We start from the raw sequence: 24,771 nt of genomic DNA, 5'->3' as shown, positions 1-24,771 counted from the left end.
TTCAGGGGACGGCGGCCCGCACGACCTCGGGTTATCTCCGATGGACGTTCATCGTTGGTACTTCACGGTGTGCTCATGAGTGCTCGTGCCTGTTCTCGAGGTAATGCTCCAGGGCTGAGATATCCAGATGTCCGGACACTCGTAGTGCTCTGCCGAATGCTCGGCGCCGTTCTGCGGTGCTCAGACAAGACGAAAGGGGGTGCAACCAGGCACCCCTCCCGGGAAGTCTGCGCCGCGGATCGGGAACGAGTACGACGATACGGGATCCGTCGCCGGTTTCCCGATCTTGTGCCACGATCCGCAACAGATCGACGGCCAACTCGCGCTTCCGGCATCCGATGCACGTGCGCACCGGCGCCGACCGCCGCGTGGAGGCGGGGAGTCGATCGGTGGTGCGTTCGGGCAAAGAAGCCGAAGGCTCGTGCTGAACCTTGGACCACTGTACCGCTGCCCGGCCCCGAACGCCGAACCCCTCCCCCGCGGAAGTTACCAACCTGTCACCCCCGGGGCGGGATTCCCTGTTCGCGATGTGAGCTTCGCTCAACTGCGATGCGCCTCCGTCCGCACGCCGCCGCCCACGTCCGGGGCCGCGTCGCTGCGAATATCGATCCGCCAGCCGGTCAAACGCGCGGCCAAGCGGGCATTCTGCCCCTCTTTGCCGATCGCGAGCGAGAGCTGGAAGTCGGGCACCACCACGCGCGCCGCTCGCGCGTCCGGGTCGACGATAGTGACGGAAACCACTTTCGACGGCGAGAGCGCGTTGCCGACGAAGGCGGCCGGATCCTCGGCGTAATCGATGATGTCGATCTTCTCGCCCGCCAGCTCGCTCATCACGTTGCGTACGCGCTGGCCCATCGGACCGATGCAGGCGCCCTTGGCGTTGACGCCCGGCACGGTGGAGCGCACCGCGATCTTGGAGCGATGCCCGGCCTCGCGGGCCACCGCGACGATCTCGACCGAGCCGTCGGCGATCTCCGGGACCTCCAGTGCGAAGAGTCTGCGCACCAGGTTCGGGTGGGTGCGCGAGAGGGTGATCTGCGGGCCGCGCGGGCCGCGGGAGACGCCGACCACGTAGCACTTGATGCGGTCGCCGTGCTCGTATGTCTCGCCCGGCACCTGCTCGGCCGGCGGGATCAGGCCTTCGGCGCCGTGCAGTTCGCTGCCGATGCGCACCACCACGGTGCCGCGGGCGTTGGCGCGCGCGTCGCGCTGCACCACACCGCCGACGATGTCGCCCTCGTGGGTGGAGAACTCGCCGAAGGACTTCTCGTTCTCCGCGTCGCGCAGCCGCTGCAGCACGACCTGGCGCGCGGTGGTCGCCGCGATCCGGCCGAAACCCTCTGGGGTGTCGTCCCATTCGGAGATGACGTTGCCGTCGGCGTCGAGTTCGCGCGCCATCACCCGCACCACGCCGGTCTTCTGGTTGATGTCGATGCGCGCGTTGGGCTGGTGGCCCTCGGTGTGTCGATAGGCGGTCAGCAGCGCCGACTCGATCGCGGAGATCACCGTCTCGATCGAGATCCCCTTGTCGGCGACGATCGCGCGCAGGGCTTCGATTTCGATGTTCATTCCACGATCCCTTCGGTCGAATCGGACGCTGTTACGGGTAGTGCATCGGTGTTTCCTCGGGCATCCGCGGCGTCGTCGACCGCGAGAGCATCGTCCTCGTGCCCCGGTCTCGGACGACCGGGCGTCACCCCACCCGCCAGCTCCAGCTCTCGCTCACCGGGAGCGGAGAACTCGACCTGGACGACGGCCTCGGCGATATCGGCCAGCGGCACGTGCACCCGGTGCGGGTTGCGTTTGCCGCCGAGCACCAGCGCCACCGAATCCTGCGCCAGCGCACCGACCCGCGCCTCGAACCGCGCCGAGCCGCCCGGGTCCGGTGGTTCGGCCCCCGGTCTCAGGGTGACACGCACCTTGCGGCCCTGCGCGCGGCGCCAGTGCCGGTCGGCGGTGAGCGGACGGTCGATGCCGGGGGTCGAGACTTCCAGCAGGTAAGGCGTCTCGCCGAAATCGCCCGCGTCGTCGAGCAGCAGCGAGAGTTCCGAGCTCAGGGTGGCGATGGTGTCGAGATCGGCGGTACCGTCGCTGTCGACGACGACCTTGACCTTGGCCTGCGCGTCCGCGTGCTTGCCTGCCCTCGAGATCTCGACGCCCTCGAGGTCGAATCCCCGGCGTTCGACGAGCTCAGCAACGAGCTGGCTCACCCTTTCCTCGGTCGGCATCGGCATGTGGGGCGGCTCCTGGTTCAGTTGTGACGCGGTCGGAATTTTCTGTACCGAAGGTCTAGCGTAACGCGCCACGAGAGTGTAAAGGACCAGCGGCCTGCGAGATGCGTCCCGGGTGCGCGGCGCGCAGGGCGGGTCGCGCGGCCCGCGCTCGGCGCGGTCGGACGGCGGACTTCGTCCGGCAGCGTCCATCGGGCGGAGTGGTCGGACCGGTCTGGCACGATGGTGCCGTGCCTCTCCGCCTCCTCGCCCCGCCATCGGCCGGGCGCACCTTCGGCAGCCGGGTCGACCGGCACGCGTCCCAGGACACCGTCGCACACCGCGTCCCACTCGTCGACCGCCGCACCGCATTGCGGCTCGCGGGCGGCGGAGCGGTCGGCGCCCTCGCGCTCGGCGCCGCGGTGGGCTGCGCGGACGAAACCGTACACGAGCCCGATCCGCTTGCCGCGCAAGAGATCATGGCCCGCGCCGACGCCGCGGCGGCGACCGCGGCGATCGCGCTCACCCCCCAGCGACAGACCGCGCTGAGCACGATCGCGAACGAACGCACCGCGCACGCGGACGCGTTGCGCACCGAGATCGCCCGCGCCGTCGGCGTCTACGGCGACGGAACCACCCCGGCGCGCAAGACCCGGGACAAAGCCCTGCCGTTCGCCGCGGTCACGACCGGCCCCGAGACAACGGGTACGGACGTGCCACCGATCTCCCCGCCGAGCCTCGACCAGTTGCGCGAGCAGCTCGCCCGCTCCCGCAAATCCGCGGCCGATCTCGCGGTGACCCAGTCCGGTTACCGCGCGGGCCTGCTCGCCTCGATCAGCGCGTCCTGCGCCGCCCACGCCGGGGTGCTGCTGGCATGACCGACGCCGAACGCCAAGCACTGCTCGACGCGCTCGCCGCCCAGAACGCCGCGGTCTACGCCTACGGCGTGATCGCCGCCTTCGCCTCCGCCGAACGCGATCGCCTCATCGCCGAGAACACCGCGGCGCACCGGGCGCGCCGCGACACCACCGTCGACGCGCTGCGTGCGGCCGGGGCGAGCGTGCCGCCGTCGGAGCCCGCCTACACGATCCCGTTCCCGGTGGACGGCCCCATCGACGCGGCACGACTGGCCGTCACCGTCGAGACCGACACCGCGGTCGCCTGGCGCGCGGTCGTCGAGCACGGCGAGTCCGAACCGACCCGCCGCATCGGCATCGACGCGCTCACCGAATGCACGCTGCGCATGGCCGCGTGGCAGGCGATCCTCGGCACGAACCCGCCGACCGTCGCTTTTCCCGGCAAGCCCTGAGGCCGGTTCGGTAGCCCGGCGTTCGCTCGGCGACAGTTTCGGGCCGAGCGCCTCGGCCCGCTCCGATCGGGGCAGTGGACCGAAAGCGGGTGCGGCCGAGGAGTATCCGGCCGCACCCGGCTCGCTCAGGGGCGCATCTCGTAGGCGCCGTCGTAAGACGCCACCTGCGCCCACACCCGGTCGAAACGCTCCCGGTCGACCTCCGGGGTGCGCAGCGCCGCCACGGCCCACTCCCGCTGCGCGGCGGTGGCGGACGCCTTGCCGTACAGGGTGGTGGCGTGCGCGTTGAAGTCGCGGATCTGGAAGTCGAAGATCTGGTCGAGCACGTCGCGGTCCAGACCGGTGATCGCGGCCTGTTCCAGGATCAGCTGGCCGTAGACCACCAGGGAGAACAGGTGGCCGATGGTGAGCATGAAGTCCAGGTCCTGCTGCTGCGCCTCGTCGGGGGCCGCGGTGGCCATCAGCTCGCGCAGCGCCTTGGCCTGCTCGTAGAAGCGCGCCACGTTCGCGACGTCGGAGTGCTTCTGGTACACCGGGTTCCAGTCCGCGAACTGCACCCGGCCCGCGCCGCGAGCCGGGCCCTGCCGCCAGAAGAACTCGTCGTCGGCCGCGTCCTGGCGGGTGCCGACCTCGGGGTAGTCCTTCGGATCGAACAGGTACTTGGGCAGGAACTTCAGGATCTGCCCGACGTTCACGTGCACCGTGCCCTCGAGCCGGGGCAGGGTGTTGATCAGGCGCTGCACCTCGTTGAAGTAGGTGTTCTTCTCGAAGCCCTTGGCCGCCAGGACATCCAGCAGCAGGGTCATGACGACCTCGCCCTCGGAGGTCACCTTGGACTTGGTCATCGGGTTGAACAGCAGGTAGCGCCGGTCGTCCAGGCTGGCGCTGCGGAAGTAGTCCACGGCGCGGTCGCTGAACAGCTTCATCGCGACGATGCGGCTGTAGGCGTCCACGAAATTGCCCCGTACATGCGGGAAGTCGGTGACCAGCTTGCCGTAGAGGACGCGGTTGTTGGCGTGTGTGATGGCCTCGTAGAAGGAGTGCTCCACCATGCCGATGCCGCCGTGGCACAGGTTGAACTTGCCGACGTTGACGGTGTTCAGCGCCGCGGAGAACGCCTCGGGGCCGGCGTGCAGGATGTCGTCGGCGCGCACCGGGTAGTTCTCCAGCCGGAACGTGCTGACGTACATCTGCTCGTGCACCACGTTGTCGATGAGGTGGTAGTTCTCGTGGCGGCTGTCCGCGGCGAACCAGATGTAGCCGTCGGCGCCCTCGATGTCGCCGCGGCGGGAGAACACCGAGACCATGCTGGCCACGTTGCCGTTGCCGATGTAGTACTTGGCTCCGTTGGCGCGGAACAGGATTCCGGCCTCGGCGTCGGCGCTGCCCGGCTCGCTGGGGGTCAGCACCATGTCGGTGTTGTAGATGTCGGCGCCGTGCGACTGCTCGGAGAGCGCGAAGGCCATCACCTGACCGTCGGCCAGGTCGGCGGCCGCGCGCCGCTTGGCCGCCTCGTTGTCGCTCTGCCAGATCGGCCCGAGTCCGAGGATGGTCACCTGCTCGGCGTACCAGTAGGCCAGGCCGTAGAAGCCGAAGATCTCGGAGAGCGCGGCGTTGCGCGCGGCGTCCCAGCGACGGTTCTCGTCGCCGTCGGCGTACGCGGCGGGGGTCAGGAAGGTGGCGAAAAGCTTCTCCTTCGCGACGAACTCGAGGAAGTCCGCGGTGAACACGGCGTTCTGATCGTCGGCAAGCAGCTGCCGCTTGCCGCGGCTCTCGAACCACTCGACGGTGGCCTTCAGCAGGCGGCGGGTCTCCGCGTCGAAATGCTGCGGATCGTAGGTGGCGGGGTTGAACAACAACGCCTCGGTGCTCGTCATGCCGGTTAACTTACCAGCGGGTAACAGCAGCGTGTGGCGGGTATGTCAGTTCACCGAGCAGCAAATTCAGGCTACGGAAGCGTAAGGAGAGAACTAGTGTCCAACCTTCTCACGCGCGGGGGCCCACGAGACTGAACGCAGGGTCGTCGAGAGCGGGCTACCCGGCTCCTGCGGCGAACTGGTCGACGCGCATCGACGGCTACTCCATCGGTTCACAGCCCTGCCGCGCCACGCCGGTCGCGAAACGAACGCCGCCCCGGTCCAGTGCGGACCGGGGCGGTGTAAAGAATGCTCGGGCGGGTCAGCCGCGGATCTTGGCGATCACCGTCTCGACGGCGGAGTCGGCCGGAATTTCCTCGGCCTCGCCGGTGAAGCGGTTGCGCAGTTCCACCTTGCCCTCGGCCCAGCCGCGGCCGATGACGAGAATCCAAGGCATGCCGAGGAGTTCGGCGTCCTTGAACTTCACGCCCGGCGAGGCGGTGCGGTCGTCGAAGAGCACGTCGAGACCCCGCGCGTGCAGGCCGGACACGACGTCCTCGGCGCCCGCGCGGGCCGCCTCGTCCTTGTTCGCGATGACGACGTGCACATCGAACGGCGCGATCTCGGCGGGCCAGCGCAGGCCCTTCTCGTCGTGCTGCTGCTCGGCGATCACCGCGACCATGCGCGATATACCGACGCCGTAGGAGCCCATGATCAACCGCACCGGCTTGCCGTTCTCGCCGAGCACGTCGACCTCGAAGGCGTCGGTGTACTTGTAGCCGAGCTGGAAGATGTGCCCGATCTCGATGCCGCGCGCGGACACCAGCGTGCCGCGCCCGTCCGGCGAGGGATCGCCGTCGCGGACCTCGGCGGCCTCGATGGTGCCGTCCGGGGTGAAGTCGCGGCCCGCGAGCAGACCGACCACGTGCTTGCCCTCGCTGTCCGCGCCGGTGATCCAGGACGTGCCGGTCACCACCCTGGGATCGACGAGGTAGCGGATGCCGTTCTCCTGCAACGCCTTCGGACCGATGTAGCCCTTCACCAGGAACGGGTTCGCGGCGAAGTCGGCCTCGGTGAGCAGCTCGACCTCGGCGGGCTCGATGGACGCGCCGAGGCGCTTGTCGTCCACCTCGCGGTCGCCGGGGATGCCGATGCCGACGATCTCGGTCTTGCCGTCCGGGTGGCGCAGCTTGACCATCACGTTCTTGAGGGTGTCGGCCGCGGTGACGGGCCTGCCGTACTGCTCGGCGATGCCCGCGGCGTTGGCCCACTCGACCAGCGTGGCGATCGTCGGGGTGTGCGGGGTGTCGTGCACGACGGCCTCGGGCCTGCCCTCGATCGGCTGCGCTTCGGGAGCGGGCGTGATCACCGCCTCCACATTGGCCGCGTAGCCGGACTCGCGGCAGATCACGTAGGTGTCCTCACCCACGGGGCTGTCGGCGAGGAATTCCTCCGAGGCGCTGCCGCCCATCGCGCCCGACGTCGCGGCCACGATCACGTACTCGACGCCGAGCCGGTCGAAGATGCGCTGGTAGGCCTCGCGGTGCGCGTTGTAGCTTGCCTTCAGGCCGTCCTCGTCGAGGTCGAAGGAGTAGGAGTCCTTCATGATGAACTCTCGCCCGCGCAGGATGCCAGCGCGCGGCCGCTCCTCGTCGCGGTACTTGGTCTGGATCTGGTACAGCGCGACGGGCAGATCCTTGTACGAGTTGTACTCGCCCTTCACGGTGAGCGCGAACAGCTCCTCGTGGGTGGGGCCGAGCAGGTAGTCCGCGCCCTTGCGATCCTGCAGCCGGAACAGCGCGTCGCCGTATTCGGTCCACCGGTTGGTGGTCTCGTACGGGTCGCGCGGCAGCAGTGCGGGCAGTGAGATCTCCTGCGCGCCGATGCCGTTCATCTCTTCCCGGACGACGTCCTCGATCTTGCGCAGCACCTTCAGGCCCAGCGGCAGCCACGAGTAGACGCCAGGGGCGATGCGGCGGACGTATCCGGCGCGCACGAGGAGTTTGTGACTGGGCACCTCGGCGTCGGCGGGGTCGTCGCGCAGGGTACGCAGGAAGAGGTGGGAGAGGCGGGTGATCACGGGTGCACAGCGTAGTCTCCGGCCACCGCCTCTCCGCAACGCGTTATCCATTTCGGTGCGCGCCGGATGTCTTCATGATCGCGTCGCGCTACCGGCGTCGGTTCGCGGCAGCTCGCGAAGCCCTGGTTTCGGCCTGTCCGCCGTGCCACAACACCCGGATCCGCCCGCACCGGTTGCCGCTCCACGCTTGGTCGTATCAGCTCAGGGGCCTTTACGACCAGACCGCCCTACCGTGGATCCTCGACGCGCTTCCACCGCTCGGCCCCAGGTACTACGGCCTTCAGCCGCCGGCAGCGCACGCCATACCGGTTCCGGCATGAACCGACGACAAGGCCCGGAACTACCGTCCGCTCGCACAGCGCACGCCCTATTGATTTCGGCGCGCGTTCGCCCGCCTACCTGTAAGCCGTCGCGCGCCCGCGCCGGGCCGCGCGGATCTGAACGCGCTGCTGCTGCGGCGGCGGACGCCGTACTGCGGCGGCGGACGACGTGCGGCGGCGGCGCAGGGCTGCGGCGGCGGACGCGCTGCCGGGAGCCGTGAACCCCGTGCCGCGGCGGGCGGGCGCCGTGCGGCGGCTGTGGACGCCTGCTGCGGCGGGACGTGCCGTGCTGCGGAGGCGGCGGTAGACGACGTGCTACGTCGGCGGACGCGCTGCTCTGGGGGGTGAACCCCCGCGCTACGGCGGTGAACCCGCGCTGCGGCACCAAACGACGCGCCGCGACGGCGGACGACGGCCTGCGGCGGCGGACGCGGCGCTGCGACCGAAGACAACGTGCGCCGGTGGTGGAGGCGCTGATGGGGCAGGAAACCCAGTGCTGCGGCGGTGAACTCCCGGCTGTGGCAGCGGACGCAGTGTTGTGCGGCGGGACGCCGTGCTGCGGCGGCGGACGCGCTGCCGGGAGCCGTGAACCTCATGCTGCGGCGGGCGGGCGCCGTGCTGCGGCAGTGGACGCCTGCTGCGGCGGCAGACGACGTGCCGAGGCGGCGGACGACGTGCCGAGGCGGCGGACGCGCTACCGGGGGCTGTGAATCCCGTGCCGCGGTGGCCGGAAAGCTGCCAGCGCGGTGCGCCCAATGCTGCGGCGGTGAACCTCAGGTTGTGGCAGTGGACGCCGTGCCGCGGCGGCGGGAGGCTGCCGGGAGCCGTGAACCTCATGCTGCGGCGGGCGGGCGCCGTGCCGCGACGGTAGACGACGTGCCGCGGCGGCGGGAAGCTGCCGGGAGTCGTGAATCTCAGGCTGCGGCGGGCGGGCGCCCTGCTGCGCAGTGGACGCGGTCCTGCGACAGCGACGCGGTCCTGCGCCGGCCTCGCCGGGGCGGGCCGCTGCCGGGCCGTGGTGGCGCGGCGGGCTACCGGCTCCGGTTCGCGGCGACTCACGCCGGTACCGTATCGGCTCGTGCTGGTGCTGCTACCTCCCTCCGAAACCAAGTCCGACGGCGGCGCGGGCGGGCCCCTGGACTTGGACTTGCTCGCCATGCCGCAGCTCACCCCGGTGCGCGACAAGCTGGTGACCGAGCTGGTGCAGCTGGCCGCCGATCCGGACGCCTCACGTGCCGCGCTCGGGCTCGGCAAGGGGGCCGACGCCGAGATCGCCAGGAACTCGGCGCTGCGTACGGCCGCGACTCGGCCCGCGCTGGAGCGCTACACCGGCGTGCTCTACGACGCGCTGGACGCCAAGTCCTTCACGAAGGCGCAACGCGCCAAGGCGTACGCGCGGCTCGGCATCGGGTCGGCACTGTTCGGCGCGGTGCGCGCGGGCGACCCGATCCCCGCCTACCGCCTCTCCGGCGGCTCCAAGCTGCCGGGCCTCCCCACCCTCTCGGCTGTCTGGCGCGACGTCCTGCCCGACGCCCTGGTCGCCGAAGCCGCGGGCGATCTCGTCGTCGACCTGCGCTCGGGCACCTACCAGCAACTCGGCCGCGTCCCCGACGCCGTCACCGCGAACGTCCTCACCGAGCACCCCGACGGAACCCGCACCGTGGTGAGCCATTTCAACAAGCACCACAAGGGCCTGCTGGCCCGCGCCCTCGTCCTGACCCGCGCCGAACCGACCGACATCCGCGGCGTGGCACGAGTCGCGGAGAAGGCCGGACTCCGCACCGAAATCGCCTCTCCCACCGAACTTCTCATCATCACCTGAGGTGCTCGGAGCGGACTGGCGCTGCGCAGATCGACGCACGGCAACCGCGCATACGATTCGCTGACTCCGGTTCGGCACAGGTTCACCAACTCGGCGAAAGCCCCCGAGATCACTCGCGAGCACTGGTACGCGCCCGACCGGTAAGCACTTGGACCGCCAGAGTGCTGACGGCATCGCCTCGACTTGGGCCGGTGCGGCTCGGCTCGTCAGCGCCGGGCGCCCGCTGATGCCGCACAACTCGTCCGCCCCTGGGCGGGCACGCCGGGCCGAACCGACGACCCGGTCATCGCCCGCGGCGCCCACCCGGCCCGCGCCCGCCCCTGAGCGCAGGCCGCCATTTCTCTCGCGTCGATAGAGAAATGGATCTGACAGGAGAGAAATGGCGGACGAATCGCCGACCGCAACGACCATTTCTCTCCCGCCGATTCGCACCCGCCGCGGGTGATGCAGCGCGTGCTGCCGAGTGGGGTCGGGCCGCCTGGGCAGGCGCAGATCGGCTCGGCAGCGCCGCAGTCGCTGCTAGCCGCACGGAACTTCTTATTCGGCGGGCGCAGGCCCGGCCGGTCAGCGTTCGGCGGCGGCGAGGGCCGTCCGGATGGTCTCGACCGGGGCGGGCGCGGGGTCGTGTTCCCAGAAGGGGCTGCCCGCGGCGTAAGGGGCGCCGTAGACCGGGGTGTTCACCTCCGAGCGCCAGCTCTCGCGGAGCGGACCGGCGTCGACGGTGTCGTAGCCGAGCGTGTCGAGTAGTTGCGCGACAGCGGCTTTGGCTTCGGCGTCGTCGCCCGCGATGGGCAGGGCGGAGCGGTCGTCGGAGCCGGCCGGGCGGCCGAGCGCGGCCAAGTGCGAGAACAAGATGTTGTTGAACGCCTTGACGACCTTGGATGTGGGCAGATGTCGTTGCAGCAGTTCGCTCGTCGTCGACTCGCCCGCGTCGAGTTCCGGGAAGTTGCCGTCGCGAGCCGGGGCGTAGTTGCCGGTGTCGATCACGACTTTGCCCGCCAACGGCTCCACCGGTACCTGCTTGTAATTCTTCAACGGCACGGTGACCACCACGATGTCACCCGCCGCGGCCGCCTCCGCCGCGGTCCCCGCGCGCGCCCGCGGACCGAGCTCGGCCACCAGCTCCGCCAACGTCTCCGGCCCGCGCGAGTTGCTCAGCACCACATCCAGCCCGGCGTCCACCGCCAAGCGCGCCACCGTGCCGCCGATGTGCCCGCTACCGATCAATCCAATCGTCGTCATGCGGGGATGAAACCATCTGCGCCCCAGGCTTGTTCCGTAAACAGCGTCGCGCCACGCCACTCCGTACCGGCCGCACTGCGTCGCCTTAGTTAGACATCACGGGCGTGCACCGCGACAAGGGTGGCAACCCGGACTCGCCCGCACTATTGACAGACACCACAACGCCGCAAGGCGTGCGACCGGGCGTGCACCGCGACAAGGTCCGCTAGACCGTCCGAACTCTTCACAGACGCCACAGCACCCCAAAGCGCGCGCGCAGGCGTGCACCGCGACAAGGTCCGCTAGACCGTCCGAACTCTTCACAGACGCCACAGCACCCCAAAGCGTGCGCGCAGGTGTGCACCGCGACAAGGTCCGCTAGACCGTCCGAACTCTTCACAGACGCCACAGCACCCCAAAGCGTGCGACCGGGCGTGCACCGCGACAAGGTCCGCTAGACCGTCCGAACTCTTCGGAGAGGCCACACCCCGGGGCGGACGAATGGGCTGCGTACCGCGCAGGCGAACCCGGTGGCGACCTCAGCGCCACCGATCCTCCGAACTCCGTGGCTGAACCGGGTGAACAGTGGGCGGCGCTGCGGCTCAGTGGGGTTGATCGGCCAGTGTGGCGATTTCGCGGCGGAGGTTGGCGCGGGCGGTGGATTCGAAACGGCGCCTAGCGATTTCGGTGTGGAACAGGTGTGGCTGGCGGGCGAGGCTTTCGAGGACGGCGGTGCGGCCCGCGCGGTACAGGTCGTCCGGCACGTGGGCGTATTCGGCGCGGACCGCGGCCGCGTAAGCGGCGTAACCGGTTTCGTCGGCGGCGAGTACGGCGAGATCGGCGTCGCAAAGGACACCGCCGTTGCGATCCTCCGGCGCGGGCTCGTGGGATTTCGTGAGCCGCACCAGCCGTCCGACTTCGCGCACGAGTTCGGTTGATGCACCGATGTTCTCGAGCATCACCTCGGCGAGTTCGGCGCTGAGCTCCTCGTTGTCGGCGCGGTCGACGGCGTACACCGCGTCGTGAAAGAACGCCGCGTAGCGCACGGCCGCCGCGTCGTCGGCCTGGTCGGCCAGCTCATCGATGACGCGCAACATGGCCGCCAGGTGCTCGACGGTGTGATAGCGCCGATGCGGTTCGCCGTACCTGCGCACCAGGTCCTCCCCGACCGGCTCCGCCGCCCGACCGGCCAGCGCCGTCCACCGCTCCAGCAGCTCCCGCTCCACCTCAGGTGACATCCGCCCAGTCTTCTCCACGGCACCGTCGCCGACAACGCTTCCAGCAATGGACTTCGTCACCGCACACTGCTACCGAATACCCCGAGCTACCGCGGCACCCGAACCACCGCGGCCAGCAATGGACCCCGCCACCGCGACAGCCGCTCGGTTACCCGAAACCTCAGCGCCTACCAGCCCGGAAAATGAGATGCGTCGTCGACCACCTCACCGGTACCGTCACCACAGCGACGACGGGGGGATCCGAAAACTGGCGTCGCCCAATACGAATCGGAAGCGTCCGGGCACATCGCTGTGGCGCGATCGGGGAGGACGAATGACCAAGCTGAATCAGATCATCGCGGTGGAGAAGGGCGTGAAGAGCGGCGCGCTGCGCGAGCTCGCCGAGACCCAGAACCTGCTGCAGAAGCCGTCGCTGCTGGCCGGCATCACCCGCACCTACCAGCCGAAGGACGAAGAGGGCGAACAGCTTCCGCCGGAGGCGACGCGGGTGCAGGTGAAGTCCGAGGAGGTGCTGCGGCAGACCGCCGCCACGCTGACCCGCCTGTTCGACGTGACCGCGACCAAGGACTGGGCCAACCGCACCGCCGCGGCCGACGTGGTGGTGGACGGCGAGACCATCCTGGACGACGTCCCGGTGCCGTACCTGCTGTTCCTGGAGAAGCAGCTCGCCGATCTACTGACCTTCGTCAAGCGGCTCCCGGTGCTCGACGCCGCCGAGGCCTGGGGATTCGACGACTCCTCCGACACCTGGCGCACCGAGCCGGTCCGCACCATCCGCACCAAGAAGGTGCCGCGCAACCACGTGAAGGCCGAGGCCACCGACAAGCACCCGGCCCAGGTCGAGGTGTACTACGAGGACATCGCCGTCGGCTACTGGACGACGGTGAAATTTTCCGGCGCGCTGCCCGCGCGGCGGGTCAACGAGGTGGTCGGCCGGATCGAGAAGCTGGCGCAGGCGGTGAAGTTCGCCCGCGAGGAGGCCAACGCCACCGAGGTCACCGACCGCAAGACCGGCAAGGTGATCTTCGACTACCTGTTCCGCTGATATCCCGAGAACTCCCCCGCGCCGCGGGGGATGCGCGAAGAGCGCAAGCTCAACCTGAAGATCAGCCTGAAGCCACGGGCCTGCCGCCGAGCGGCGGGCCGCGGCGCAAACTCAGACTATCGCTCCAGATTGAGTATTCGCCGCCGACGACCGGTTCTCGAGGAGAGGACGCGAAGCGACGAGGTGCGGGTTCAAAACCCGCTCTCCGCGCCCATGCGGAGGTGGTCCAAACGTAGGACGCGTCGCGGTGAGAGTGATCCGATCCCACCGACACCGGTAGGCGACATGGGCGGCACACCGAGGCCCGGGGGCGGGCAAAGCCCCCGGGTCTTCCATGTTTCGACCAACCGAAGCCGTTCCGCGACAAGCTGTTGGAGCCCGGGTCGCGGATTCACGACATCGGGGAATGCGCGACCGCATCCGGGTGTTCCCCCGAGACATGACCGGTACAGCTGTGCTCTCCGACGACCTGAAGAAGTACCTCGACGAGTCCAAGGTGTTCGCCACGGTGGCCACCATCGGTGCGAACGGGCAACCGCACCTCACCGTGATCTGGTTGAAGCGCGACGGCGAGGATCTGCTGTTCTCCACCACGGTGGAGCGTCAGCAGGCCAAGAATCTGGCCAGGGACCCGCGGGTGACGGTGCTGATCAACCCACCGGAGAACCCCTACGTCTACGCCGAGATCCGCGGCACCGCCACGCTCACACCGGATCCGGACAAGACCCTGCCCAACGAGCTCTCGCTGAAGTACACCGGCAAGAACTACGCCGACTTCAACCCGGCCTCGGTCGAGGACGCCGAACGGGTCATCGTCCGCGTCACCCCGCGCAAGGTGGCGGGCAGGCTATGAGACCCGAGCTCAGGCCCGCTGCGCTTCTTCCTGGGCGTGGTGGGCCTGCGCGATCTGCTGCGGCGTGAACCGCAGCGTCAACGCGACCACGCCGATCACCACCGCGACGCCCGCGCAGACGGCTAGCACGAGCGTGTACCCGCTGCCGAGCGCGACGATCTCCGCCGAGTTCATATCCGAGGCCTTGCCGGTCTTGCCGCCCAGCGACAGCGTGCGCGACACCGCGATCGGGGTGAGCACGCCGATCGCCAGCGGCGTGCCGAGGTTCATGAACATCTGTCCCACCGCGGCGAGCGGACCGATGTCGTTGGGCGGCACACCGACCAGCACGCACAGCGGCGCGACCACCATCGCGACGCCGACGCCGAATCCGATGACGATCAGCAGGATCAGCAGCGTCGGCCAATAGGACACGTCGCCTTCCAGCGTCGAACCGAACAGCAGGCCGAGGGCGAGCACCACCGCCGAGCTCGCGAGCAGCCAGCGCGGCGCGACCATCATCGCCAGCTTCGACGCCATCGCCCCGCCGAGGCCGATGCCGACCGTGAACGGGATCGATGCCACGCCCGCTTCCAGCGGTCCGTAGCCGACGACGTTCTGCAGGAACTGCGCGACGAAGTAGGTCATCGCGCCGAGCACACCGCCGGCGAGCAGGATCAGCAGGAAGGTGGTGACGCGGTCGCGGCTGTCGAACAGCGACCACGGCAGCAGCGGATTGTCGACATTGCGCTCGGCGAGCACGAACACCACGAGCAGCACCGCGCCGCCGATCAGCGAGCCGATGATGATCGGGCTGCTCCAGCCCATCGCGGGTCCCTCGGTGGCGCCGAAGACGATCGCGGCGCAGGCCAGGGTGCCGAGCACGGCGCCGCGCACGTCCAGGGTCACGCGGTGGTGGGCGGTGTCGGACAGGCAGTACACCGCGCCGAGCACGATGAGCAGGCCGATCGGCACGTTGATCAGGAAGATCCAGCGCCAGGACAGCTGCGTCAGGGCGCCACCGACCACGAGGCCGCCGACCGAGCCGATGCCGACCATCGAGCCGACGATCGCGATCGCCTGATTCCTCGCCTTACCGGGCGCGAAAGTCGTTGCTACCAGGGCCAATGCCGCGGGCGCCGCGACCGCCGCGCCGGCGCCCTGCACCGCGCGGGACGCGATCAGCATCGCGGGCCCTTGCGCGAGCCCGCACGCCAGCGAGGCGAGCGTGAACAGGCCGACGCCGTAGATCAGCATGCGTTTGCGTCCGAAGGCGTCGCCGAGCCTGCCGCCGAGCAGCATGAGTCCGGCGAAGGTGAGTCCGTAGGAGGTGACAGTCCACGCGCTGCCCGCGCTGGTCAGTCCCATCTGATCCTGCAGACGCGGCAGCGCGAAGATCACCACCGTGCCGTCCAGCACGACCATGAGCTGCAGCCCGCTCAAGACTAGGATCGCGAGCCCGAAGGCCCGCTGCGTCACCGGGTACTGCATCGTCGCAGCGGGATTATGGAGCACAGGGAGTCACTGTAATTGATAGCCGAGACGCCTCGTCCCCGGCCGCAGTGAAGGCCGAACCCCGCTTCACCCGAAGCTCTCGCACGCCACACGGCGCCGTTCGCGCTGTGCGGCGTCGGAAGACTGGCCGCGGCGCGACGACGTGAGCGCACGAGACCCGACTCTCGGTGCGCGAGCCGGTCCGATGGCGCTAGCCCGCGGAGAAGCCCGCGGTCGGGCCGATCACCACGATCGCGGGCGGGCGGATTCCCTCCTCGCGGACTCGCGCGGCCACGGTGCCGAGGTCCGCGCGCAGCACTCGCTGGGTGCGCAGCGTGCCCTCCTGGATGACGGTCGCCGGGGTGTCGGCGGGACGTCCGCCGTCCAGCAACGCGGCGGCGAACTGCTCGATCCGCTCCACCGCCATCATCAGCACGAGAGTGCCGCGCAGCCTAGCCAATGCGGGCCAGTCCACCAGCGAATCCGGGTGATCCGGCGCGACGTGCCCGCTGACCACCACGAACTCGTGCGTGACCCCGCGGTGGGTCACCGGGATACCCGCGGCGGCGGGTACCGAAATAGGGCTGGTGACACCGGGAACGACGGTCACCGGAATGCCCGCCTCCACGCAGGCCTCCAGCTCCTCGTAACCGCGACCGAACACATACGGGTCGCCGCCCTTGAGCCGCACCACGAACTTGCCCGCCTTGGCGCCCTCGATGAGCGTGGCGTTGATCGCCTCCTGCGCCATCGCGCGGCCGTACGGGATCTTCGCCGCGTCGACGACCTCGACGTCGGGTCCGAGTTCGGCGAGCAGCTCCGGTGGCGCGAGGCGGTCGGCGACGACCAGGTTCGCCCGCGCCAGCAACCTGCGGCCGCGCACGGTGATCAGGTCCGGGTCGCCGGGTCCGCCGCCGACCAGCGCGACGCCGGGGGTGACGGGCGACGAATCATCGGTCACCACACCGGATTGCAGCGCCTCGAGCAGCGCGGTACGCACCGCGGCCGAGCGACGATGCTGTCCGCTGGCGAGCACGCCGAGGGTGAGACCGTCGTAGCGGGCGGTGGCGGGAGTGACCGCGGTGCCGAGCCGGGCGACGTCGGCGCGCACGCAGAACACGCGGCGCCGGTTGGCCTCCTCGACGACAGCGGCGTTGGTCTCCGGCTCGTCGGTGCAGGCGATCGCGTACCACGCGCCCTCCAAGTCGCCGTCGGCGTAGGCGCGCAGCGTGATGGTGAGCTGCCCGGAGGTGGCCATGCCCTCGACCGCTGGGGTGACCTCGCGGCTGATGACGTGCACGTCCGCACCCGAGGCGATGAGCAGGCCGAGCCGACGCTGAGCCACCGTGCCGCCGCCGACCACGACGACGCGGCGGCCGTTCAGATCGAGCCCCACCAGGTAGTTCGGGTCGCCCGTTGGGTGGGCGGCGGACTGGGATACCGCCTGTTCCTCGGCGTTGTCTGACGTGTTCGGCACAGTGTTCGAGCCTACGGCCTGCCCGCGACGCACCGGCAATCAGAGGCGCGAATAGCGCCGAATCGAGCGTTGGCGCACCGCGGTGGAAACCGTGCGGTGAGAAGCGAGACGGCACTGGGACTCCCGCGCACCCCGGCAAACGGTGGGCTGTTCCCAGCGTGGCCGAGCCGAGTTCGGCCCGTCCGCAGGCCGATCCGAGACAATGTGACGAGCGTCACCGCGACGGTCATCGGCGAGCGAAAGCGGCTGGTGAAAGGGCATTTTCGTCCGTGCTCCACGGACGCGGCCGCGGGAAATTCGGCTGATTCTTGTCGGAGGCGACTGGAACACTGGCGCGGCCCGATGAGTTGACCGGACTATCCCCGTCTCTTCTCCTGTAGGCCGAGACACACGGTGGTGACTCGGTTCAGGGCAAGCCCCTCGCCTTTCGCTCACGAACACCCGGAGGTAACCGATGTCAGCCGTGCAATCCGCCAGTCCGACCGGGCGGCGGACGCCGACCGTCATCCTCTTACTGGTGCTCGCGACCTTCGTGGTGATCCTCAACGAGACCATCATGATCAACGCGATTCCGCGCCTGATGGCCGACCTCGAGGTCACCGAGCGGTCGGCGCAGTGGGTGTCCACCGCGTTCATGCTCACGATGGCGGCCGTCATCCCGGCCACCGGCTGGTTCCTGCAGCGGGTCACCACCCGCCGCGCCTACGCGATCGCGATGGGCGTCTTCCTCGCGGGCACCGCGTTGTCGGCCGTCGCTCCGACCTTCGAGGTGCTGCTGCTCGGGCGGATCGTCCAGGCCGGCGGCACCGCGGTCATGATGCCGCTGCTGATGACCACCCTGATGACGGTGGTGCCGGAGCAGGATCGCGGGCGGGTCATGGGCAACGTCACACTCGCCATCTCGGTGGCGCCCGCCATGGGACCGGTCCTGTCCGGACTCGTGCTGCAGGTCGGCTCGTGGCGCTGGCTGTTCCTGCTGGTGCTGCCGATCGCGGGCGCGGTCACCTGGTTCGGGCTGCGGCGACTCGAGAACATCGGCGAAACGCAGACCGGCGCGATCGACGTGTCCAGCGTGGCGTTGGCCGCCATCGGCTTCGGCAGCTTGGTGTACGGACTCAGCCGGTTCGAGGCGGACAACGTCGCCACCCCGGCGCTGATCGTCGCCGTCGGACTCGCCCTCATCGGCGTGTTCGCCGCCCGCCAGCTGCGGCTGCAGCGCACCGGCACGCCGCTGCTCGATCTGCGCATCCTGCTGATCGGCACCTACGCCAAGGCGCTGCTGCTCATGTCGATCGCGTTCCTCGCGATGCTCGGCTCGATGATCCTGCTGCCGCTGTACCTGCAGAACCTGCGCGGCCTGAGCCCCCTCGCGACGGGCCTGCTCGTCATGCCCGGCGGCCTCGCCATGGGTCTGCTCGGCCCGACCATCGGCCGCCTGTTCGACCGCTTCGGCGGCCGCGTCCTCGTGATCCCCGGTTCGATCGGCATCGCCGCGTCGCTGGCCGGTTTCACCCAGATCTCGATGACCATGCCGTACTGGCAGTTGCTCGGCCTGCACATCCTGCTCATGGTGTCGCTGGCCGCGGCGTTCACCCCCGTCTTCACCCTGGGGCTCGGCGCGCTCCCGCAGCACCTCTACTCGCACGGCAGCTCGATGCTCGGCACGCTCCAGCAGGTCGCCGCGGCCTTCGGCACCGCCCTCGTCGTGACCGTCATGTCCGCCCGCAGCACCACGCTGATCGACGAGGGCACCGACCCGGTCGCCGCCCACCTCGACGGCATGCGCCTGGCGTTCGGCGTCTCCGCCGCGCTGGCGCTGGTCGTGATCGTGATGGCGGTTCTGCTGCCGAGCCGCTCGCACGCGCCGGAGGAATCGCACGAAACCGAGCAGGACGCGGTCGAACTGATCAAGGGCTGATCCGCCCGACCTCCCCACCCACCGATCCGGCCGGGTCAGCTGACAGCTGACCCGGCCGGTTCAATTCTGGCCCAACCCATCCCGCTCAGCTCGGCACCAGCCAGGCCGGGTCAGCTCATCGGCGACTCGGCCGATTCAGCACCGGCCAACCCACCCCGCTCAACTCGGCACCAACCAGGCCGGGTCAGCTCATCGGCGACTCGGCCAATTCAGCACCGGCCAACCCACCCCGCTCAACTCGGCACCAACCACGCCGCGTCAGCTCATCAGCGACTCGGCCGATTCAGCACTGGCTTCCAACCGCCAGCTCAGTTCGGCGCCACCCGCGCGAGTCAGCTGACCGGCCGACCTGGCCGGACTACTTCGGGTCCAACCCGGCCGCCTCAGGTCGGCACCAATCTGACCGGATCAGCCCTGGAGAAAATCGACGGTAGTCAAATGGTTGCTATTCGATCTTGCAAAGCCACCATTTGACTACCGTCGAATCCATTTCACTATCGACGGTAGTCAAATGGTGGTTGGGCCCTTGACAGACCAACAGCCCTCCCGAGGCGACCGGCCGAAGAACTCTTTCCGCTGCACTCTCTAGACGCAACCACAGCCAGATGACCACGCCGGAAACCGAACCCCCGCGCACCTGACTGCGGGAGGTAAGCCGGGTACGGCACACGACGCGCCCAGCACTGCTCCGAGGAAAACCTGGGTAGGCGCGCCCCCTCAAAACCCGCAACGTTGGGCGAAAACACCGGTAGGCGCGCCCCCTTGGGCACCCGCAACACTGGAAACCGTCACCCCACCGCAACCTCCGCGCAGAACGAAACCCAATCACCCGGCAGCAGGCACACCGTCCTCGGCACCCGCAACACTGAAAAACCGTCACCCCCACCACAACCCCCGCACAGAACGGAACCCAAGCACCCGGCAGCCGTCACACCGGTTCGGAACCCGCAGCACTGCATTGGGACTCGCCCAAACGCAACATCCGCATGAAACCGTGTCAGATCGTCGACACCCACCGGCCCAGTCGACCGCTGCCCCAAGCCATTCGGTCCACCGCCGACTCCCTCGGATGGATCAGCCGCTGCCCCTGCGCACCGGCGGTTTTTCGCCGGTGAGGTCGAGGGCGATGCGACCTAGGCGGGTCGACCGCAGAGCCTCCTCGAACGCGGCGCCGACCGCGTCGACACCGAAACTGTGGTACGGCAGCGGACGGTAGGTGCCGTCGGCGAGTCTCTCGTTCCCGGATCAGCTCAAGGCCGCCCTCCGACCTTCAGCGCCGACCCCGCCAGGCCAACCAGCGCCGACCACGCCAAGCCAATCCACCGCTGCCCCGGCGAAATCGGTTCCAGCTGACCCAACCGAATCAATTCAAGTTCGGAAACTCCTGAACCCAATGGAACCGCGGTCCACGCAACGGGAATTCATCCAGGTCGAACTCCTCCAACGTCAACGTAACCGTCCTGCCGCCAAGATCCCCACGCAACGCGAGCCGATCAGGCGCGGACTGCTCGAAGGTGAACGTCGCCACCGGCCCCGGCTGCGCCTCCGCCGAGCTCGGCGGCGCGGTCAGCGTAATGGTGCCCGCGGTGGTATCGACGTCGGCCAGCATCGGCACGAAGGTCCCGTCCATCCGCTGATAGCTGGTGACGAACTGGTCGAACACCAGCCGCTGCCAGCGAGTCGGCTCGGTCGTCAACGGCGGAAGCGGGTGACCGTCGACGGTGAACTCGGTGACGTTCCAGATCCCGTAGAGTGCGGGTTTCGGTGCGCCGTAACCATATTCGTGCCACCCGTCCCAGGCCGTGTAGGCCGCGCCGGAGCACGTCCACAGGCCGAGTGCCACCTGCAACGCCGCGGCGATCCGGTTGGCGCGCACCGAGCGGAACAGCGACGGCTGCGTGGTCGGCTCCGAAGGACGTTCCAGCACAAGAACATTCGCCAAACGCCGAGCCTGCGGCGCCAGCACCACCAGCGAGATCAGCATCAGGTGGAAGGACAGGATCTTGACCGGCACGTCGTAGGTCATGTTCAGCACGAAGACCTGCGCCATGCTCACCAGGCTCAGCATCGCGCCGACGGTCGCGGTGCGCGGCCAGAACAGCAGCAGACCGCCGAGCACCTCCGCGATGCCGAGCAGCACCTGGTAGGTCGGCGAGGCGCCGACCTGGTTCCACAGGACGTCGGTCATGCTGAGGTTGCCGTAGGGCTGGAGCAGCGTGGTGAGCGAGGGATACGGCATCTGGTTCGGCACCGCTTTGGCGAAGCCGTACCACAGCATCTGCCCGCCGAGGCAGAGCCGAAGGAACACGACGAACCAGCGGCCGAGGACCACGTAGTCGGCGCGGCGGCGGTCGAGCACCGACCACACCGCGGCGACGACGGCCGCGGCGACCAGCATGCAGAAGATCAGCACCCAGATGATGGTCTGATCGCCGCTGCCGCTCTCGTGAATCACCGCGTCGACGCCGAAGACGTGCTCGCCCGTCCACCTGGCCACGGGCTCGACCATGTTCATCTGCCACGTGATCGCCGAGTCCGGCAGCCAGCGCATGGCGACGCCGGTGAAGACGAACAGGATTTGCGCGAACGTCAGGCAGAACAGCAGCAGATAGACGAAGCCGAACCGGAAGCCGATCCGCGCCGGTAGCGACCACCGGGGCGACGGGTCGACCGCGTCCACGCCGTCTCGTTCGAGCACCTGCGTGCCGATGGCGCTCACAGCGACACCCCGCCGAGGCTCAGCCCCACCGCGCAAGCGGACACCGAGTTCACGGATCCCTCCTCACTCCCCTGAACGACTTTCCGTGAGGACGGTATCCACGCGGACCGCCCGGCCGCTTCCGGCGGGATCCCGATTTCCGGCTCCGTCGCGCGGGGTAGCCGCCATACTCCGAAAGGATGACGCGAACCCGTGTCAACCCTGGAGTTCGGTCAGCGAACCAATCCCGCGATTCCCCGTGACACCCAATTAGAACGCGTTACAGTTCGCGTACCCCGGGAGGAAGTGCCGGGTGGTGGGCGGCCCGCCGCCCGACTACAGGAGGACGATGATGGCCGACGAGCCCGATCCCACCGAGCGGCGCCAGCTCACGATCAGCGAACGCGATCTCCAGGGCCTCGCCGACGACCTGTCGCGCTGGCTGGCGAGCAAGGTCGCGGCCGACGAGCGGCCGCGTGTGCACGAGCTGACGCTGCCGCAGGGTTCCGGGATGTCGAGCGCCTCCGTGCTCTTCGACGCGGAGTGGAGCGTGCGCGGTCAGGTCGAAGGCGGCTCGTTCGTCGCCCGGCTGGCCCCGAGCGACGCCGACTTCCCGGTCTTCGAAACCTACGATCTGGCAAAGCAATACCACGTGATGGAGGGTGTCGCGGCCGCGACGGACGTGCCGGTGCCGCCGCTGTGCTGGCTGGAGACCGACGAGAGTGCGCTCGGCACACCATTTTTCGTGATGCGCCGGATCGACGGTCGGGTTCCGGCCGACAACCCGCCCTACGTGTTCTACGGCTGGCTGTTCGACGCCGATCCCGCCGAACGCGCGCTGCTGACCGACAACACCCTCGCCGTGCTGGCCGAGATCCACGCCATCCCCGACCCCGCCGCCAGGTTCCCCATGCTCGACGGGCCGGGCCAGGCGTTGCGCAGGCACGTGGACTGGCATCGCGCCTGGTACCGCTGGGCGCTGGCCGACGACGGATATCCGATCCCGTTGATCGAGCGCGCCTTCGACTGGCTGGACGCGCACTGGCCCGCCGACCCCGGCCCGGACGTGTTGTCCTGGGGCGACTCCCGCCCCGGCAACATCATCTACGACGGGTTCGAGCCGGTCGCCGTATTGGATTGGGAGATGGCCGGTTTGGGTCCGCGCGAGCTGGACATCGCCTGGATCATCTTCATCCACCGGTTCTTCCAGGATCTCGCCACCCGCTTCGGGCAACCGGGTCTGCCGGACTTCCTGCGCCGCTCCGAAGTGGTGGCGAAATACGAAGAGCTGACCGGTTATACGGTGCGGGACCTGGATTTCTACCTCGTCTACGCCGCGCTGCGGCACGGGATCGTGATGGCCAGGGTCAAGCGCAGGATGATCCACTTCGGCGAGGACACCGACACTCCCGACCGGGACGACTACGTGATGCACCGGGCAAGCCTGGAGGCGTTGCTCGACGGAACCTACGACTGGACATGAGGAACACCATGGCCGCACCCGCGCCCCTCGACGAATACCCCATCCATCAGACGCCGCTCTCGCTGGCCAGGGTCGGCACCAGCGACCGAAACTTCTACGACCGCAGCTACTTCAACGCCCACGACCGCGACGGTGGCACGATGCTGATCACCGGCCTCGGCGTCTACCCGAACCTGGGCGTGACCGACGCCTACCTCGCGGTCCGCCGCAACGACGAGGTGCGCTCGGTACGGTTCTCCGACGCGCTGGGCGACCGCAGCCTGGACATGCGGGTCGGCGGCTATCGCATCGAGGTGCTCGAACCGCTGCAGCGGCTGCGCGTCGTCTGCGAGCACGACGAACTGAGCTGCGACATGACCTGGACCGGCGCCTTCCCCACCGTCCAGGAACAGCCGCACCTGATCCTCACCGGCAACCGGCCCATCATCGAGGCGTCGCGCTTCGCGCAGGTCGGTTCCTGGGCGGGAACGCTGAGCGTGGACGGCACCGACATCGCCGTCGACCCCGCGGTGTGGACCGGCACCCGCGACCGCTCCTGGGGCATCCGGCCGGTCGGTGAAACCGAGCCGGCGGGGCGCGCCGCCGCCGAGCCCTCGGGCGGTTTCTGGTGGTTGTACGTGCCGCTGCGTTTCGACGATTTCGCGATCGTGGTGATCGTGCAGGAGGAGCCGGACGGCAGGCGCACCCTCAACGACGCGGTGCGCGTCTGGCCGGACGGCCGGACCGAACAGCTCGGCTGGCCCCGCGTCAACATCCGCTACCGTTCGGGCACAAGGATTCCCGTCGCCGCCCGGCTCGATCTCACTACCCCGGACGGCAAGTCGCTGGAGGTCGAGATCACCCCCGGCACCGGCGTCCCACTGCACATCGGCTGCGGCTACGGCGGCGACCCGGACTGGCTGCACGGCCAGTGGAAGGGCCGCGACTGGTCCGAATTCCGCCGCTACGACCTCACCGACCCGGCCATCGCCCCCCGCATCCCGTACGGCGTCATCGACCACGTCGCCCACGCGCGCTGCGGTTCGGCCGAAGGTTGGGGCCTGTTCGAACACGCCTCCCTCGGCCGCCACGATCCCACGGGGTTCGCCGACTGGGCTGCGGTCGCGCCGTAGTCGGCCGATCCGCGATCTCCCGCATGCCAGCTCGAGCGGGTCCATCGAGCCGGTGGACGCCGGCGTGACACGACGCCCAATTCTCGGTCCAACCTGCCGACGACGAGAACGACTGCCGCCTCGACAACACCGGGCGCTCCGAGTGCGGCCACAGGAGTGGGTCCCTGTGACCGACGAGGGCCCCAGCACTGGGCGCGTACGGAACACCAAGCTCCGCGCTGGCGCCACGGTGCTCGATCAGTCGCTGAGACGCGCCACCGCGACCGTGACGTCGCCGTGCACCTCTTTGGTACGCACCAGTGGCCCCCCGGCCGCAGCGAGGACGGCGGCGGCCTCCGCGACACCGGCCGCGCCGACCGCCGCCTTGGTGCGGGCGGCCGGGTTGGGCACTGCGACCGCGTCCAACTCCGCAGCGGTGTAGGTGCGCACCGGAACACCGAGTTCCGCCGCCGCCGCGCGCAGGCCTGGCTCGTCGCCGCGCCGGTCGATGGTGGCGAGGCAGGCCGGGAACTCGTCGCCGACCGCGTGCCGCACCGCCCCGAGGATGGCGGCGGCCGCGGTCCCTGGCCGCATACCGACGCCGACCGCGACCGGGCGATGGAGCTCAGCGGGAGGCATCAGCGCAGGCCTGGTGGGCGGCGATGAAAGTGCACGGC

19 protein-coding genes are annotated in these 24,771 nt (G+C 69.3%); 8 read left to right on the top strand and 11 right to left on the bottom strand.

Translation table 11 applies throughout. The annotated features are described in order from the left end of the window. Positions 1–73: 73 nt before the first annotated feature. The 3 genes from FB390_RS15670 to rimP form a co-directional block, all read right to left on the bottom strand. Positions 74–406: a YlxR family protein gene (locus tag FB390_RS15670; RefSeq protein WP_141809607.1), complete on the bottom strand. Its 333-nt coding sequence runs from the start codon at positions 404–406 to the stop codon at positions 74–76. 134 nt (positions 407–540) lie between these two features. Beyond that, positions 541–1,569 carry a transcription termination factor NusA gene (gene nusA, locus FB390_RS15665; protein ID WP_141809606.1) on the bottom strand — a complete coding sequence of 343 codons (1,029 nt, stop codon included), beginning with the start codon at positions 1,567–1,569 and terminating at the stop codon, positions 541–543. Beyond that, positions 1,566–2,234, bottom strand: coding sequence for a ribosome maturation factor RimP (rimP, locus tag FB390_RS15660; RefSeq protein ID WP_141809605.1), 669 nt, complete (start codon positions 2,232–2,234; stop codon positions 1,566–1,568). Before rimP ends, nusA begins: the two co-directional genes overlap by 4 nt. Positions 2,235–2,461: 227 nt before the next feature. Here rimP and FB390_RS15655 point away from each other — a divergent pair, with 227 nt between their 5' ends. Then, positions 2,462–3,088, top strand: a complete 627-nt coding sequence (locus FB390_RS15655; RefSeq protein ID WP_342780406.1) for a hypothetical protein — start codon at positions 2,462–2,464, stop codon at positions 3,086–3,088. Beyond that, on the top strand, positions 3,085–3,519 hold the full coding sequence (locus FB390_RS15650) for a ferritin-like domain-containing protein (RefSeq protein ID WP_141809604.1): 435 nt from the start codon (positions 3,085–3,087) through the stop codon (positions 3,517–3,519). The genes FB390_RS15655 and FB390_RS15650 overlap by 4 nt, the downstream gene beginning before the upstream one ends. Positions 3,520–3,644: 125 nt before the next feature. Here the strand turns inward: FB390_RS15650 and FB390_RS15645 are convergent, their stop codons facing one another. Continuing rightward, positions 3,645–5,396 carry an acyl-CoA dehydrogenase family protein gene (locus tag FB390_RS15645; protein ID WP_141809603.1) on the bottom strand — a complete coding sequence of 584 codons (1,752 nt, stop codon included), beginning with the start codon at positions 5,394–5,396 and terminating at the stop codon, positions 3,645–3,647. A 301-nt stretch (positions 5,397–5,697) separates the two neighbouring features. Continuing rightward, positions 5,698–7,455: a proline--tRNA ligase gene (locus tag FB390_RS15640; protein WP_141809602.1), complete on the bottom strand. Its 1,758-nt coding sequence runs from the start codon at positions 7,453–7,455 to the stop codon at positions 5,698–5,700. Positions 7,456–8,853: 1,398 nt separating this feature from the next. Here FB390_RS15640 and yaaA point away from each other — a divergent pair. Further along, a complete protein-coding gene (yaaA, locus tag FB390_RS15635) occupies positions 8,854–9,597 on the top strand; it encodes a peroxide stress protein YaaA (protein ID WP_141809601.1) in 744 nt (247 codons plus the stop codon). 564 nt (positions 9,598–10,161) lie between these two features. Here the strand turns inward: yaaA and FB390_RS15630 are convergent. Together FB390_RS15630 and FB390_RS15625 are read right to left on the bottom strand one after the other, a co-directional pair. Next, on the bottom strand, positions 10,162–10,839 hold the full coding sequence (locus FB390_RS15630) for an NADPH-dependent F420 reductase (RefSeq protein ID WP_141809600.1): 678 nt from the start codon (positions 10,837–10,839) through the stop codon (positions 10,162–10,164). 581 nt (positions 10,840–11,420) lie between these two features. Beyond that, a complete protein-coding gene (locus tag FB390_RS15625) occupies positions 11,421–12,056 on the bottom strand; it encodes an HD domain-containing protein (protein ID WP_141809599.1) in 636 nt (211 codons plus the stop codon). A gap of 313 nt (positions 12,057–12,369) precedes the next feature. Between FB390_RS15625 and FB390_RS15620 the strand changes: the two genes are divergently transcribed. Then, complete coding sequence (locus tag FB390_RS15620; protein ID WP_141809598.1) at positions 12,370–13,101, top strand: DUF7873 family protein; 732 nt, start codon at positions 12,370–12,372, stop codon at positions 13,099–13,101. A 439-nt stretch (positions 13,102–13,540) separates the two neighbouring features. Beyond that, positions 13,541–13,954 carry a PPOX class F420-dependent oxidoreductase gene (locus FB390_RS15615; protein WP_141809597.1) on the top strand — a complete coding sequence of 138 codons (414 nt, stop codon included), beginning with the start codon at positions 13,541–13,543 and terminating at the stop codon, positions 13,952–13,954. Positions 13,955–13,963: 9 nt separating this feature from the next. Here FB390_RS15615 and FB390_RS15610 read toward each other — a convergent pair whose 3' ends face one another. After that, the gene (locus tag FB390_RS15610; protein ID WP_141811802.1) at positions 13,964–15,424 is read right to left on the bottom strand and encodes an MFS transporter; all 1,461 of its coding nucleotides are present in this window, start codon (positions 15,422–15,424) and stop codon (positions 13,964–13,966) included. Positions 15,425–15,638: 214 nt separating this feature from the next. Beyond that, a complete protein-coding gene (gene cobA / locus FB390_RS15605; protein ID WP_425465868.1) occupies positions 15,639–16,904 on the bottom strand; it encodes a uroporphyrinogen-III C-methyltransferase in 1,266 nt (421 codons plus the stop codon). Between the two features lie 454 nt (positions 16,905–17,358). Between cobA and FB390_RS15600 the strand changes: the two genes are divergently transcribed. After that, positions 17,359–18,822, top strand: a complete 1,464-nt coding sequence (locus FB390_RS15600) for an MDR family MFS transporter (RefSeq protein WP_141809596.1) — start codon at positions 17,359–17,361, stop codon at positions 18,820–18,822. Between the two features lie 1,363 nt (positions 18,823–20,185). Here the strand turns inward: FB390_RS15600 and FB390_RS15595 are convergent. Continuing rightward, complete coding sequence (locus FB390_RS15595; RefSeq protein WP_141809595.1) at positions 20,186–21,541, bottom strand: DoxX family protein; 1,356 nt, start codon at positions 21,539–21,541, stop codon at positions 20,186–20,188. Positions 21,542–21,872: 331 nt separating this feature from the next. Here FB390_RS15595 and FB390_RS15590 point away from each other — a divergent pair, with 331 nt between their 5' ends. Both FB390_RS15590 and FB390_RS15585 read left to right on the top strand, forming a co-directional pair. Further along, positions 21,873–23,003 carry a phosphotransferase family protein gene (locus FB390_RS15590; protein WP_141811800.1) on the top strand — a complete coding sequence of 377 codons (1,131 nt, stop codon included), beginning with the start codon at positions 21,873–21,875 and terminating at the stop codon, positions 23,001–23,003. Then, positions 23,000–24,115 (top strand): Rv3169 family protein, encoded by a 1,116-nt coding sequence (locus tag FB390_RS15585; protein ID WP_246124039.1) that lies wholly within the window; start codon positions 23,000–23,002, stop codon positions 24,113–24,115. The genes FB390_RS15590 and FB390_RS15585 overlap by 4 nt, the downstream gene beginning before the upstream one ends. Positions 24,116–24,352: 237 nt before the next feature. Here FB390_RS15585 and FB390_RS15580 read toward each other — a convergent pair whose 3' ends face one another. Further along, positions 24,353–24,733, bottom strand: a complete 381-nt coding sequence (locus tag FB390_RS15580; protein WP_141809594.1) for a cobalamin biosynthesis protein — start codon at positions 24,731–24,733, stop codon at positions 24,353–24,355. Positions 24,734–24,771 lie beyond the last annotated feature (38 nt).

It is taken from the genome of Nocardia bhagyanarayanae (assembly GCF_006716565.1).
GTDB classification, from domain to species: domain Bacteria; phylum Actinomycetota; class Actinomycetes; order Mycobacteriales; family Mycobacteriaceae; genus Nocardia; species Nocardia bhagyanarayanae.
The sequence above is the reverse complement of the archived record's forward strand: the minus strand, read 5'-3'. Positions and strand labels throughout refer to the sequence as shown.